The sequence below is a fragment of the Bradyrhizobium sp. SEMIA genome (assembly GCF_014844175.1).
Taxonomy (GTDB): Bacteria; Pseudomonadota; Alphaproteobacteria; order Rhizobiales; family Xanthobacteraceae; genus Bradyrhizobium; species Bradyrhizobium arachidis.
Map to the genome: position 1 here is coordinate 3,980,154 of NZ_CP046601.1, position 14,502 is coordinate 3,994,655.

General features: G+C 58.3%; 11 protein-coding genes and 1 pseudogene. 3 read left to right on the forward strand and 9 right to left on the reverse strand.

All coding sequences use genetic code 11. The features are described 5' to 3' along the window. Positions 1–69: 69 nt before the first annotated feature. The 5 genes from FOM02_RS19540 to FOM02_RS19560 all read right to left on the reverse strand — a co-directional run bounded on the left by FOM02_RS19540 (position 70) and on the right by FOM02_RS19560 (position 3,543). Entirely contained in the window at positions 70–348 is a 279-nt protein-coding gene (locus FOM02_RS19540) for an isochorismatase family protein (RefSeq protein ID WP_265442001.1), read from the reverse strand. 29 nt (positions 349–377) lie between these two features. Continuing rightward, positions 378–752, reverse strand: coding sequence for a hypothetical protein (locus FOM02_RS19545; RefSeq protein ID WP_265442002.1), 375 nt, complete (start codon positions 750–752; stop codon positions 378–380). Continuing rightward, the gene (locus tag FOM02_RS19550) at positions 752–1,231 is read right to left on the reverse strand and encodes a Rid family hydrolase (RefSeq protein ID WP_265442003.1); all 480 of its coding nucleotides are present in this window, start codon (positions 1,229–1,231) and stop codon (positions 752–754) included. Before FOM02_RS19550 ends, FOM02_RS19545 begins: the two co-directional genes overlap by 1 nt. 222 nt (positions 1,232–1,453) lie before the next feature. Then, on the reverse strand, positions 1,454–1,867 hold the full coding sequence (locus tag FOM02_RS19555) for a cupin domain-containing protein (protein WP_265442004.1): 414 nt from the start codon (positions 1,865–1,867) through the stop codon (positions 1,454–1,456). Positions 1,868–3,333: 1,466 nt separating this feature from the next. Further along, a complete protein-coding gene (locus FOM02_RS19560; protein ID WP_265442005.1) occupies positions 3,334–3,543 on the reverse strand; it encodes a hypothetical protein in 210 nt (69 codons plus the stop codon). Here FOM02_RS19560 and FOM02_RS19565 point away from each other — a divergent pair. Then, positions 3,542–3,811: a hypothetical protein gene (locus tag FOM02_RS19565; protein ID WP_265442006.1), complete on the forward strand. Its 270-nt coding sequence runs from the start codon at positions 3,542–3,544 to the stop codon at positions 3,809–3,811. The two genes, FOM02_RS19560 and FOM02_RS19565, sit on opposite strands and share 2 nt — an antisense overlap. A 648-nt stretch (positions 3,812–4,459) precedes the next feature. Here the strand turns inward: FOM02_RS19565 and FOM02_RS19570 are convergent. Both FOM02_RS19570 and FOM02_RS19575 read right to left on the reverse strand, forming a co-directional pair. After that, positions 4,460–5,533 (reverse strand): LysR family transcriptional regulator, encoded by a 1,074-nt coding sequence (locus FOM02_RS19570; RefSeq protein ID WP_265442007.1) that lies wholly within the window; start codon positions 5,531–5,533, stop codon positions 4,460–4,462. 1,052 nt (positions 5,534–6,585) lie between these two features. Beyond that, entirely contained in the window at positions 6,586–11,274 is a 4,689-nt protein-coding gene (locus tag FOM02_RS19575; RefSeq protein ID WP_265442008.1) for an AAA family ATPase, read from the reverse strand. 747 nt (positions 11,275–12,021) lie between these two features. Between FOM02_RS19575 and FOM02_RS19580 the strand changes: the two genes are divergently transcribed. Together FOM02_RS19580 and FOM02_RS19585 are read left to right on the forward strand one after the other, a co-directional pair. Continuing rightward, a complete protein-coding gene (locus FOM02_RS19580; RefSeq protein ID WP_265442305.1) occupies positions 12,022–12,351 on the forward strand; it encodes a hypothetical protein in 330 nt (109 codons plus the stop codon). A gap of 67 nt (positions 12,352–12,418) precedes the next feature. After that, positions 12,419–12,574, forward strand: a pseudogene (locus tag FOM02_RS19585) (IS5/IS1182 family transposase); the annotation flags it as partial. Between the two features lie 111 nt (positions 12,575–12,685). On the opposite strand, the gene FOM02_RS19590 reads toward FOM02_RS19585, so the two are convergent. Both FOM02_RS19590 and FOM02_RS19595 read right to left on the reverse strand, forming a co-directional pair. Further along, positions 12,686–13,093, reverse strand: a complete 408-nt coding sequence (locus FOM02_RS19590; RefSeq protein ID WP_265442009.1) for a globin domain-containing protein — start codon at positions 13,091–13,093, stop codon at positions 12,686–12,688. Between the two features lie 231 nt (positions 13,094–13,324). Beyond that, positions 13,325–14,329 (reverse strand): helix-turn-helix domain-containing protein, encoded by a 1,005-nt coding sequence (locus FOM02_RS19595; RefSeq protein ID WP_265442010.1) that lies wholly within the window; start codon positions 14,327–14,329, stop codon positions 13,325–13,327. Between the last annotated feature and the right edge of the window lie 173 nt (positions 14,330–14,502).

The window sequence follows — 14,502 nt, forward strand, 5'->3', positions numbered from 1 at the left end:
GACGTCCAGTTCGACCTGCGCCCGGGCACGTAGCGAGGGAATAACTCCGATGGGTGATCGGCGCGTTTCTTACGCGGGCTTGATCATATCGCGCGCATAGACCAGGCCGATACCGTAGCCGCCGCCATGAGCCTCGACGATCGCTCGCGCTCCATCGTAGGTCGCATGCCGGGTCCAGTCGCGTTGAAGCTCCAGAAGCACCTGGATCCACAACGTGGGCTTCGCTCCCGCAACTTCCATGCGTCGCAGCGCCGGATCGTGACTGACCGGAGTGAGCCCGCCGCAAGCGTCGCCGACGACATGTACCTCATACCCAGCGGCGAGAGCGGAGAGCACAGGAAAGGTCACGCACGCCTCCGTCAACAGTCCCGAGAAGATCAGCTTCCGTCGTCCAGTCGACACGATCGCGCCGCGCGCAGCGTCGTCCTCTGCTTGTTCATGTTGCGGCGATCGATCGCCACTACTTCGGGAATCGCGGCCCGAATTGCGGGCAACAGGGGGCCGCTGTAGACCTTGGTGGCGGACGTGGACACCACGATCTGTATGCCGAAAACAGTGGCAGTGCGTGCTAGAGCGATCACGTTGTTCAGAAACATTTGGCGATCGATCGATCCCACGCCGAAAGCAAGTCCGGCTTGCTGATCGGCCAGCACCAAGGCGCAATCCTTCGGCTCGATCAAGATATCGGACACTGCTCTGTCGGTTTTAGGTCCTTGGGTCAGGATTTCATTAGCTTCAAATCGGGGATTCATCAGCGCCGCTTCGCATCTACCGGCAGTATAGCCTTGAAGGTGATTTCGATGAGCTGTTGAGGAAAGGCTAGTCTCGCCACACCGATCAGGTTGCTGGCGCACTGAGGTCGTTCTGAGCCGTAGGCCTCCTTGCGCACCTTGCCCGCGACGGCGAATGCGGCGTCGACATCGAGGACATAGAGCGTCTCCTCGACGACGTTGACCAGCGTTGCCCCGAAGCGCGCCAAGAGCTTCACCGCATTGGCGTAGGTCACCCGCATCTGCTGTTCCATCATTGAGAACTCCGCCGGCTTGCCGGATTCATCGAGAGAAGCAGGCGCGATCAGGTTCCCCCTTTCGTCGTGGCTGAGCTGGCCGGAGACATAGATCGTGTCGCCAACCTTAATCGCCTGCGCGTATCCGTAGGCATCTTCCCATGGCACACCGAAATAGGTGGCTTCTTTGCCATTCAAGGCCGCCTTTACGTCCTTGCTTTGCATATCGTGCCTCCTGGCGTCTCAATCTCGCATCGCGTCTCGGTGGCGGCACTGAATGTCGGTGCGACGATGCTTTGGAGCGTGACCTTGCAACGCCCGGCGAGGGAAATTACCTCTCGCCATAGAGTCGATAGACGATCGTTATTGCCGCCGTGTCGCGTGATGCCGTCGCGAGGAATGCCACCAGCCGCATCAAAATCGCTGCACGCTTTTCCTGATCAAGCTCTAGGCAAGCGCTATGCCGAAATCGGCCGGGTTGGGCTCCTTGCCGTCCTTTGGGACCAAGAAGCGCTCCAACCCACCCGGCACGAAGCTGACGAGCAGGGTCGCCTGGTCGCCGACCACCTCGATGGTATGCGGCACTCCGCGGGGAAGAGCCGCGTAGGCGCCCGGCCCGACCTCGACGCGGGTATCGCCAACCCGCGCGATGAGCTGCCCCTGAACCACGAAGACTAGCTCGTCCTCGCGCGAGTGAGTGTGCAGCGGCGGCTCCTCGCCGGCTCGCACATTCCACAGGACAGCGCCATAGTCGCCTCCGGATTCGCCGCTCTCCACTTTCAACTCAATGGTTGAGCCTTTGCTCAAGGTCACCGTCTGACCGCCCTTGAGCGCCGTGAGAACTGGCTTCTGGACTGGCATTTCTAACCTCCTGTTGTTGACTGTCGATTGTCGAGCTTGCCTCATGGCCCACCCCGACCGAACCGCCCGATGCCGCGTGCCACAGCACAGCGGCCTTCATTGCATGCTGCGAATTGGGTGGAGGATGCCGCCGCCGCCCGAGAAAGGGAAATGCCGTGTGACTATCTATCCGATAACCATTTATCATGGACCTCAATTCGGGCGGCGATTGCATCGCGCGGCGTTGCCTGCTGCGGTTGCCCTGGCCAATTCACCGTATCTTCAGTCCGAGTTCTCTTCATTGCCCTCAGATTCCGCCGGGGTCGTAGTGCACGGCGATGACGCATGCGATCGACGGATAGAGACACGCAACTCCAGAGGGAAGGGTCTGGCCCGTTCCGGCCGATCGCGATGCTGAAGTTTAGGTCAGGTTATCGGGGTAGGCCGGAAGCAACCGGCCTTCCTTCCGAACGGCGGTCATGACACGAGGCAGACATTGCCGCAGCCTAGAGCCGTCCAACTCCTGTTAACAAAATGACGATAGCATCGAGATCATGCTCAGCGTGCTGGCGGCAAACCACGCAATCTGATGCTTTGCGTGAAGCAAAAGATGGATAATCAATGCCTCAGCACATGGTAGAGGCACGCGTGCGCAAAGTGGGCGTATCGCGACCATCTCCGAAACTGAACCGGCCGCTGGCGGAGGACTACCTTAGCGAGAATGTTCAGCACGTCGTGGCGGCAATCGAGGAGTTGGTCCAGGCGGCTCCAGTCACTCTTGCTATGGCCCACCTTCAGGAAGCAATTCGTCGGTCGCCGGCGAAGAATTTCTGGGCTGTTATTCACCGAACAAAGGGCGTGCTGCTCCTTCGATCACCTGATGCCTGCGCAAGCGGCCCGTGGCGTGGCAACGAACAAAGTCCGGCAACATGCGGACGCCGCAAGTCGGCGGGCTCAGGCGGGGGTGTCCGCCTCCATCATAGAAGCGATTTCGATCTCTGAGGGTTAACCGGAAATAATCCGACCCCTCGGAGCATTACTGCTGACGCCCCAGCGGGCGAGGCGCGGAGAGCTGAAGAACGCTAACATCTCAAAGACGTCGCGGCTAGCGGCGGCTTGAGGGGCCGCGCGCTGCCAAGCTTTGTTGTCACCATTCGCCCTAGGCACTACCAGTCCCAGAGGAGTTGGGACGCTATTAGTTCGGAAGGCTCCAATGTAAACATATCAATACATTGGATTTCGAGCGCGGTGATCCGATCGCGGGTTGCCTGGAGGCCGCATCAACCTCCTTGCATATTCGTCCAGATCCTGCGTCGGAGATCTTATCAATACGGCGCACACGTCGGTGTGTCAGTCCAGGGTGCTGTTGCAAATGCGCCGACACGCGGTCCAGGCAAGCAACCTGACCTGTAATGTCCGTAATCGTAGGCTGCATCGTATGATTCATCGGTCGGATAGCCCCAATAGGAACCATCGGCCGGATAGCCCTAGCCCGAATAATAGGCGGGGTAGCTCCAGTGCTGAGGGTAGGGATGGCTCCGCCGTACCCGGTAGCGCACGTCTGTCGTCCCGCTAGGTACGGCTGCCTTGATCGAGGTGCCATTGATCGGCGCGGCCGACGATTCAGCCGTGGCGACGACTGCGATAGGAACAGCAATTGCAAGCGCAGCCGCGAGGCCGCGGATTTGAGTCTTCATGGTAACTCCTTTTCCTTTTGGAACACCCAACGAGAATAACTTTGCAACCTCGGCGATGAAAATCACCTCTCGCAATCAAGTCGATAGACAATCATTATTGCCAGGCTGCGCAATGTCCAAAGTCGGGGATTGGCCATCAGCTGTATCTGCGGAAAGTTCTGGTGTTGTTGTAGCGCTTTGTGCTGCTGTTGAGGGCTACGCATCAAGGCTAGAAGTTCTTGAAAATCTGCAACAAGCCACTTCATTGTCGCTCTCCTATCTCCACTAGGTGCATCAGGAGACAGTCGTGAATTTCCGTGGCAACCCACTCGTCCATGAGGAGCTGTTTCTTCCGAAGACACTTCTACCGACCTCGCCACTCCGATTAGAGTGTGACTGGCCCGAGGTCGGCAAGAACCTCTCTTTCAAAAAGACGAGCAAATTCGCGGCCACGCATCCAGAGTCCATGTGAGAAATGCCACATCGTTCCGACATGCGGACTGCGGCAACGCAGCTGGGACGACCGTCTATGAGCTGGAGATGTACGAAGCAGGGCTCTGTGCTTGATTTGCAGCAGTTAGCTAGAAAGCTATCCACCAAGAAGAAAGCAGAGTCGAACGACGCCAGCTTCGCCACGTCGTACCGCAAGCCGCATCGACTTAATGCGACTGATGCGCATGCGAGCTTGGTTCAGGAGCGCTTTTTGTGTAGTCGAGCCCTGGGCGGCTAGGGCGCCCTTCGAGAAAAGCGGCTATGATCTTCATTTCGTGCCGCGGATTTGCTCAGGCGGGAGCATGAAATCGATGGAGTCGGGATGTGTCTGCTCTCGAGCGGGCTTGCCCGGAGGATCGCACTACTAGAAGCGGATCCATTCTGAGGAGTGGACCGAAGATCGTGATCTCGACCGCCAAGGCCACACCGCGCATCTCGCGAGTAGTCAGCGCTCTACTGAGTGCGGTTGCCAGGATAGACGCGCTTCCAGATCTTCGCTCCGAGTTGTCCGGATTCGTGGCTCAAATAAGGAATCTCCATGTTGTGAGCCAGCGTTACGAATGTTGTCGTTGTTTGAGGCAGGGGCAGATGCGTTTCGGAGTTTTTCCAGCGCACTCGTCCAGTCGCGAGTACGCACAATCTTGATAAACGCGTCAAGTGCCGGCGAATATTGCCTCCCCGCCACAGCCAAGAGATGCACCTCACGCCGAACTGGGTCGCCCTCAATCGGAATAGCAGCGAGCGATGGCAGCCTAGGAGCGTGCTCTGGGGCCAAGATGGCTCCAAAACCGGCGGATGCCATTTGCTGAAGATGCCGTTCCTGATCACTGGTGTGCACAACCTTAGGGCCTGGATGGTCGACAAAACACTCCCGCATGAATCTGCCGACGACGTCACATCCGAGCCTTTCGAGAAATACCACGTCGCGCAAGTCTTGGATGGGGATAGCGGTTTTCCTCGTCATCGCATGTTCTCGAGACAAGACAAGCATGTACCGTTCTTGGAAGAGCGACCAATGGTCGATCCTCTCAGGTAGCTCCACAGCCTCGCCGACGAGCGCCGCATTAATTTCGCCATCCAGAAGCAACGCAACGAGCTCGTCGCCATTGGCTTCGCGTAAATCGAATCGCAGTTCAGGGATAGTCCTGGCGAGTTCCAGGAGCAATTCCGTAATCAGTGCTGCGGAAACTGACGGCGCCAGCCCAATCTTGAGCCGGGCGATTGCCTTCTTTTGATAGCTTCGCGCCTGATGCCTTACCGCCTCTGCGGCAACAAATACCCTCTCCAGCGTGGGCAGAATTATTTTGCCCAGCTCCGTGAGCTGGGTGAAACGACGTTCACGGTGAATCAACGCACCGCCGAGCTCCTCCTCCAGCTTGTGGACCGCCTTTGTCAGTGCCGGCTGGGTTACATTACATTGCTTGGCTGCCTGCGTAAAATTGAGCGTCCTCGCGAGGGCCAAGAAGTATCGGACCTGATGAAATTGCAGATGCATGCTCACACCCGAAAGAGTTGCCATGGTCCGAACCATTCCAGTTCGTTGCCACGGTAGGGAGGGGCGATGGTCAAAGGGGCTGTCGCGGAGCTTCCTACAAAACAGATGATGTGCACCGGCCTGGAATTATCGACCTGAATATTGGGAAAAGCTTTCTCGCTGACGCTGCTTCCGGCTAGCGTCGCGGACTTTGACATCAGGCTAATCCGGGGGTCCGAAAAACGCGTTCGATCGTACAGACTTTGCATTGCCTCGATCCACTCTCGATGTTTCGATGGTGACTTAGATTTCGCCTCTTTATATCCATTGAATGTTTAGTCAGTTGATGCCAGCGTTTGTATGTGGAATCGCGGGCGCGCCAGCGGCCGTTGACGTTTGTGATTTTTACAGTGCCCCTCCTGGCAAGAGGAGTTTGAGCGATGCCAAGCAGCGGGGCGCTTGGTAACACTGGATAGAGCAGGATCAAACGTCGTTTTCGCAGTGGAAATTCCGCAGTCGCGCATTTCATCCTCCAGCGTTAGTTTTGGCGGCCCGAGCGTTGGCTCCTGTGGACTAAAAGCGCAGTAGGCGCACAAGGTCGTCATAGCACTTTGCGTTCTGGATGGTCACCAACGAGACCGCGGACGATGCGGTTCGCGCAGTTAACATGTTGCGCATCATGGTTGTCCGTAGCGTTGCGGTGTTCGGGTGGTCTTGCCAGCAATAGATAGAGCGGCTTGATAGCGGCGTTAAGCGCAGTTCTTGCTACAGCGTAATCATTCTTGCGGGTTTGTTGGGTTCTATTTCATGGCGCTCGCGTCCTGGCGTGACCACTACCGCAATAGTCGCCATCACCGGTTCAACCCAATTGCTCGAACAATCCGCGGTGGTCTGGAAGTCAGGTCGGTTAGTCGAGGCCGGCGTGATTCTGAACTTGAATGCAAAGGAGGCTTTCCAGTGTAAAGTCAGGACCCGGAATTGCATCGAGCTTGTTCAGCGGGAGGTTGATAGTTGGTGCGACTCTGTCGCGGGGCGACGGGGAGCGCTTGAAATCGAGCACGAGATCACACGAACGAGATCCGCTTCTTGTTGCCGGTTCACGCCGCTCGGTTTGACTGTGAGGGCAACGTAAATCGAAAAATTGCCCCCCGAGGATCGGCGGTGGCGGCCCACAGACGTCCGCCGTGCGCTTCGACGATGGTGCGGCAGATCGATAGACCCATCCCCAAGCCACTGGGCTTGGTCGTATTGAACGCCTCGAAGACGCGCTCGAGGTCCAGAGAATTCAGACCCGGACCCGAATCCCGGACTTCCACAAGCACGGCATCAGGCTCGCTTTTGCTAGTGGCGATCACTAGTTCTCGCATCCCCTCACGGACCGAGCTCATGGCTTCGACGGCGTTCATGATTAGGTTCATGATCACTTGTTGCACCTGCACCCGATCCCCTTGAACGAGCGGCAAGCCTTCCACGAGGTGTGACTGCACCGAAATGCCATTCTTCATGGCTTCACCACGGGTCAGGGCGATGACCTCGAGGATTGCTGCGTTGATGTCCACGTCTTCGTTTCGGAGAGGTGCCTTTTTGAAGAGAGCGCGCATGCGGCCGACCACTTCGCTGAGGCGATTGCCATTTGCAAGGATCCGGTTGAGGGCCTGCCGAGCGTTCTCTAGGTCCGCTGGTTCTTTGCTCAGCCAGCGCAAAGCGGCGGAGGCATTGTTGAGTGTCGCCCCTATTGGCTGGTTAACTTCATGGGCTATCGAAGCGGACAGGTGGCCCATTGTCGCGACTCGATTCGCGTGCACAAGCTCCATCTGCATCTCACTGTAACGTCGCTCGCTCTCGCGCATTTCCTCCTCTGCCCGCTTGCGATCGGTTAAGTCGATCACGAAGGCAACGCCATCTTCGTGTCGTTCACCGAGCGTCGCTGCCCCGACCAGCACTGGCACCCGGCCGCCGCTCTTCTGGAGGTACTCCTTTTCATAGGGTTGTGCGGTTCCGGTCGCGTCCAGTTCCGCCGCTCGTCGGTCGTCGGCATCACGCCATTCGGTGGGCGTCAGATCCCGCCAACCCAGTCGACCAGAGACGAGATCGTTGCGGTCATATCCGACAATGCGGAGAAAGGCGTCATTCGCATCGATGATCCGCCCCTCAAAATCCCAGACGAAAATGCCGATGATGTTGGCGTCCACCAGCCGTCGGATCCTGGCCTCCCGCTCTGCTAGCTCGCGGTACAGGCCGGCGTTCTCAATTGAGATAGCCGCTTGGGAAGCAAGTAGTGTGAGGACCACCATTCGAGCAGGAGTAAACGCGCCAGTCGCGAGGTTGTTCTCCAGGTACAGCAGCCCGACTAACCTGGTCTGCTTCAGTATCGGGAGACAGAGTACCGAACGTGAGCAGCGGTCGCGAATATAAAGATCCGTGGAAAACGAGCTCTGACCGGAAGCATCGTGCAGGAGAACGCTTTCTTTAGTCCGAAGGGCGTAATGAAACACAGACGTCGGCAGATCCGCGGACGTGACGCGTGCCTGTTTCAGGACAACGTTCACGGTGCCGTTGCTGGTTGTGGCCTCTGCTTCAATTTCAAATTTGCCGCCTCGCGGCAGAATTAAGACACCTCTATCGGCACCCGCATGTTCGATTGCGAGACTCATGAGCGTGTTGATTAGTTTCTCGAAAACAATTTCTCCCGACACCGCTTCCGAGACTCTGATTACGGTAGCCAAATCAAGCTGCTCGTTGGGTGTCACCATCGTCGCCGTGGAACCCGAAATTGACTTGTCCACTTTGAGATGTGGATGAAGCTCCTCGAGTTGGCGAACTTTCCCGTCGGCTCCCCAGCGGAGATAGCAGGCCCGCGCCGCCCGCAGATAGGTGACCGCAATCTCCTCGTGGCCACGCTCCGCGTAGAATCGCGCAGCAATCTCGTTGGCAATTGCCTGGTTGTGTACGAACCCATATTTGTGAGCCTCGCGGATGGCCTGGTCGTACAGCTCCTGAGCGTTCAGCACCCGGCCTTCAATGCGGGCGATTTCGGCGCCGACCAAGGCAGCGCGGTCTTCAAAGGTGTCGGGGTCGACCTCCGCCCACGCTTGGAGCTGCCGGTGATGGTCCAGCACAGAATCGAAATGCAACGATCTCTGCTCCTGTGTGGCGTGAACCCAGGCCGCCGCATTCGCCAACGCGCCATAGAATCGATACTCTGCTAACTCGAAAGTCGCCGCCGACGTCCACAGCAGAGGTTCCGCGTGCAGCGAGGCGTCGACCGCCGCCGCTAGGTCTCCGGCCAAAAAATGCGCCTGCAGCTTTCGCGTCCAGTAATGGAACTCAGCGAGCAGCAGATCGGGACTGCTAGCCAAGCGGCGTTCGGTATCCACTTCGCTGTATCCCTCATGATCCAGACGCCCGAACTGTGCAGTTAGCCCGCGCAAGGTAAGGATCAGACCGAGTTGAGCTCCGCAGCGCTCTACGACAAGGCCAAAACGCACCCGCCTAGCAAATGCCAAGCCGTTCTCGCACTCCTTTTGCACTTCCTCGAGCGGATCCCCGGCTGCGAGCCCAACTGTAACGGCCAGCAGCTCGCACTCGGCTGTCAGATACTCGATTGAGTGAATCAGCCGGTGATTTCGTTCCCAAGTCTCATCTGGAAGAAGGGCTCTGCCGGCTCTGAGATATTTGAGTGCGGAGTCGTATGCTGTCGAGAGTTTCGCACGCCGGCCGGCGATCAAATTAAGTTCTGCGACGCGTTCCCGATCCTCTACAAAGGTGATGAGATGAGAGCCCCGATTGAGTTGATTGACGATCTCAAATATCACTTCCTCACGTTTTTCAGCGGGCGTGTGCCTGGCGAGGAGCATTCCCATCCGAAGGTGAGCCTCGCCACGCAGGTCCATCGGTATAAGCGAATAGGCTGCTTCCTGGACGCGGTCGTGCGTGAATCTATAGGAATTATCCGTACGGAAAATCAGGCCCAATCGCACAGCCTCCAAGAGACGGTCGTGCATGCTCTCAAGCGAGCCTTGATAGCCTATCCGGAGCATTTCGAAATCTGCGGTGTTGCCCATGCAGGCTAGCTGCTGGAGTACCTTCTGCGTTGCGGGCGGAAGGCGCTTCAACTTATCGATCATTAGCTCTGCGACATTATCCGTGAACCCTTTGCCGCGGATGCGGCGCAGATCCCATACCCACCGCCGCGCGCTGTAATCAAATGTCAGGAGGCGTTCATCGACCAGAGTAGAAATGAACTGGATCGCGAAGTACGGATTTCCAGTGGTCTTCTCGTGAATCAATTCCGCCAGCGGGGCGGCACGCGCCAGTCGGCACTGAAGGGTGTCTGCAAGCAGTCTACCTAGATCGCCGCGACTGAGTGGCGTGAGAGCGATGTCCTGCACCGCCGCTCCGGCCTGACGGATCGCGTCTAGCTTCCGTACTAAAGGGTGGGTGGCATTGACCTCGTTGTCCCGATACGCACCAATAATCAGCAAGTGCCGCAAATCGCTGTGCGTCAACAGATCTTGGAGGAGGTCAAGTGTTGCGACATCCAGCCATTGCATGTCATCTAGGAACAGGGCGAGGGGATGTTCAGCCCGCGCAAACACGCTGATGAAGAGTCGAAATACAGTTTGAAAACGTTTTTGCGCCTCCTGCGGCGGCAATTCAGGCACTGTCGGTTGCTCGCCAATGACATGCCTTAATTCCGGAACGAGATCGACAAGGAGAAGTCCGTTCGCATCCAGCGCCTCACGAAGTGTGTCCTGCCATTTGCGCAGGTCTTCCTCACTTTGGCTGAGGAGCCTCTGGACCAGGCTCTGAAACGCCTGGGCCAAGGCGGCATGCGGAATGTCGCGCTTGTCGCGTTCGGATTTGCCTGAGGCAAACAAGCCTCGTGGTGGTACGAGCGATTTGTGAAGCTCGTTGACGACCGCGGATTTGCCGATGCCAGAGTGGCCAGAGACCAGCACAAGTTCCGCCCGGCCACCGCCAACGATGCGGTCGAAGGCAGTGAGCAGACAGTCAACCTCCCGGTCTCTCCCATACAGCTTTTCGGGGACCCTGAGACGATCGGGGACGTCTCGAGCGCCAGGAGTGAAGTCATCGATCCGTCGCCGGGACTGCCATTGTGTCAAGCAGCGCTGAAGATCGCTCTCAACCCCCGCCGCTGTCTGATACCGTTCCTCCGCCGTCTTGGAGAGCAACTTCATCGTGATCGCAGACACCGAGGCCGGCACGGCTCCGACTCGCTCGCTGGGTGCGGCTGGTTGTTGGGCGATGTGGCAGTGCACCCATTCCATCGGATCGGAGGCCGTGAATGGCAGGCTCCCGGTCAGCATTTGGTAAAACGTCACTCCAAGCGAGTAAAGATCGCTCCGAGAGTCGATCGAACGATTCATTCGTCCCGTCTGCTCGGGTGCCATGTAGGCGAGCGTTCCCGCTATGAGCTCAGGAGGTTCGGGCGACTGGCGCTCGCGCGGAAGTTGGGACGCAATCCCGAATCCCGTGAGCCACGCGTTGCCGGTGTCGTCGACGAGGACATTCGCAGGCTTGATATCCTTATGTAAGAGGCCCTGCTGATGGACTTGACCGAGTGTCCTTGCCAACCCAATGGCGGTGCTAAGGAAACGAGTTAGGTCGAGCGGTTGCCCCTGGTCACGCTCAAGAATCCGATCCAGCGGCTGACCGCCAGGGTCCTTGAGTAAGAGGATCGTCCTCCCTTCGTGGCGAGTAATGGCCAGAGGCTTGGCAGCCCACGCGGGATCAAGTTCGGCTCTGAGCGAGTATTCGTGCATGAGCCGCCTGATACTCTGAGGCGACGGCTGTTCGAAGAGTGCGATCGCTAGGACCGGCGAGGGATCGTCGTGCTTTCGGCCGCGGTAAAGGGTAAAGTCCGCGCTTTCTCGCAGAGGCACCAGCACGTACCCCGAGAGCCGCGGGATAGGTGACATTCTTGTTGCCACAGCATCACCACTTCAGAGTATTCATTTGGATAGGATGCTCACAGGAACGAAGTACCAATGGCCGAGCGTAGACTTGGTTCAATCTTTCTAACGAAGTGAAACTTTCTAGCGAGAGCCAACCAGGATGGCGACGGCCCCTAGTGCTCTGGGAGTTATCTTCTTAGGATCATTGTTCTCTGGACGGCGTTGGGGAGCGCCGCGACAAAGGTCTCGACGCAGACATCATCTCCCTGCAGGGCGCGCTGCGCCAATCCCTTCGGTAATTCGCCAAAACGGGCGAGCGCACGACGCGCGCGGCATGGTCATGCGCATCCTCCAAATCGGCGATGGCGGTGCCGCAAAGAATATTTCTCGACGTAATGTAAGTAGACCTGAGCCATCTTATCGCACCATGATTTATCTGGCATCTCTCCAAGCAGGTTCGCCCGTGAAATTGAGCCCGTCATCTAACTGGCGTGTCCAGTTGTGTCGCAGGTGTATCGATAGTGCTATATTCTGCAATGCTTGGCCGATGCGCGGTGTGAACCGCGATGGCTTTCTGTTCGCATGAGCTCCCAATTGTGAAACGGGAACTCGCATATGAAAGAGGGCGTGCTTAGCATTCTAGACTCAGAAGGCCAGATCGTATTTGTGATCGATGATGATCCGCTCACTCGCGGGGCGCTCAGCAGCTTGTTCCGTTCGGTGTTGGCTTCCGCAGCCGAACTGCTTGAAATCATCACCCGCTCCGGCATTCCGGCCGGCGTGTTCAACCTCGTCGTCGGCTCGGGCTCGACGTCCTCGCCCGGATCGCCGATCTTCCCGCTTCGCGTCTGCACGAACTGCTGCCCTGGGAATGGAAGCTCCCGCGCCAAGCCGACGAACCCACCGATCAGCAAGCTGCCTAACCTTCACGCAGCGCTATCATAGCGCTACTCGGCTCTCGCGCGCATGCGTCATCAGGCGGTCTCGTCGTATGCGTACGATGCGCAACACGCCGGATCAACAGATATCGCTGACCGATCGGATGCCCGTTCAATGGCCACCAGCGGACGCGGATCGGGTGTCGTCGGCTATAATGTCCAGGTCGCGGTGGACACCGCGACACCAACTGATTGTTGCGCGCGAGGTCATAAACGTCGGCCGACAACGGCCGCGCGCCGATCCTATCCGTTTGCACACAACCAAGACCCAGAACGGACATATCGGGATCACTGCCTCCAGAGAAGAAAAAGTCGCTTAGTGCCAGGCGGGAGATCGTAAATCAGACGCCGGCCGCCGCCTTCATTTCACCCGCGAGCTCATCGTAGCAGACCGTCCACGCCTCACGAACGGCGGGCGTGAGATCCTCTCCAAGCGCCTGTTCGAGGGTCCAGAGCAAGGCTTCCCGCACCGCGTCGTAGTCGGCGAGCTTAACCCCGTACTCGACATGGCGGACGGCAAGGTCACGGATCGCAGGCGAAAGTTGATCCAGCGCGGGTAGATTGTAGACGACCATAGCGAGCATGGACATTAGCTTGACGCCCTGAATACGCATGTTGTTTCTGAATAGCGGCCGGAAATTCGGATTAGTGGCGAATAGCCGCTCGTAGAACAACGCCCCGGCGACCTCAGGCATCGCCGCCAGCCGGGCGAAGGTGGTCTGAACAAGCTCCTGCTGCACAGCATCCACGATGTCATTTCCTTTGCGTGCGGGCGCGGCTCACTCGGCTGCGCGCGACACATGATAGCAATCGGATGCGACACCCCAGGCGCATAAAAGCGTCGTGCAACCTGACGCATCTCATTGGCGCGCGATTTCCGTGGGTCACGACATCATTCACACGGAAGCAGTTGCGAGGTCGTCTCGTTTAGCGCCAAGCAACGCCTCATTTAGCGCCAAGCGGGAGATCGCCCCGAACATTCACGATGTGTCCTTCCCTGTCGTGCGCTGGCCATTCGCTCGTCCTTGCGATGCAGCACGCAGCATGGTGGGCGGGCTACCGAACTCGCTTGCGAACGCGCGATAAAACGTCGCCATACTGTTGAACCCCCAGCCAAAAGCTATATCGATCACCGATCGGCCGGTTCCCGTCGCGTCGGCGACGGCGTCGCGGCACCGGAGCAGTCGCTCGCGCGAAACGTATCGGGCGAAACTGACATTGTTTGCCTCGAACAGCCGATGCAACTGGCGCGCCGAGATGCCGAGTGCGGCCGCGGCGCTGGCGGGGGTCAGGGAAGGATCGGCGAGATGCAGGTCGATGTAACGCTTGGCGGCCGCGAGCCGCGCCGATTGTAGCGAATCTCGTTCCCGACTGATGCCTTCGTTGGAGATGTTACAGCTCAGTGCCACGAGACCGCAGAGATTGCGCAGCACGGCTTCACAGTGTTCGTTCGAGAGCAGCGGGGCTTGCGCCTTCGCCGCATCAATAGCTGCGCCGAGCAGCGAGCCGAGCGGCGAGGCACCGGCCAACCGATACGGGCGTTCCAGTCGGCCCCCGCTTATAATCGGCGAGAGTGCAGCCCGCGGGATGATCAGCATGTCGAACGACGCTGGGCCTTTCCATTCCGCGTCGAATTGCCATTCGGTCGAGCTTATGCAGAAATCACCGGGCTCATGAATCAGGTCGACTGGCGTGCTGCGTGCCGCGGCCCTCCAGATGACCGGCGCGCGAAATCGGCGGACGAAAAACGCTTCGATCTTGTCCCTGGCAACGTCGGCCGCCGTCCGTTGGACCCTCTCAAGTCCCGAACTTATCTCCAGCAGCGCAAATTCGCCTACAATCGATCCACTCGCTTCCGCGCGAAAGGCAGCGGGATCCGGAACCTCGCCCGGCGTGATGCTATGGGCCTGCTTCGCGAAATAGTCGCACCAGAACCTTACGCGGTCGTGCGGCGCAATATGGTCCGTGGAAAAATGGACTTGCATGACCATCCCGTGGGCCGACCAAATGCCTTGGAAACTAACCTTAGACCGGTCACATGGGCAAAGCGAGCGTGCCACACTTTGGGGGCTGCCACTTTTTGAGGCGGACGTGGAGAGTTCCTTTGCGTCTCGTTTCAGCGGGCGAGCTGATCACCGCACCCGCCTCTCCGTGGCCT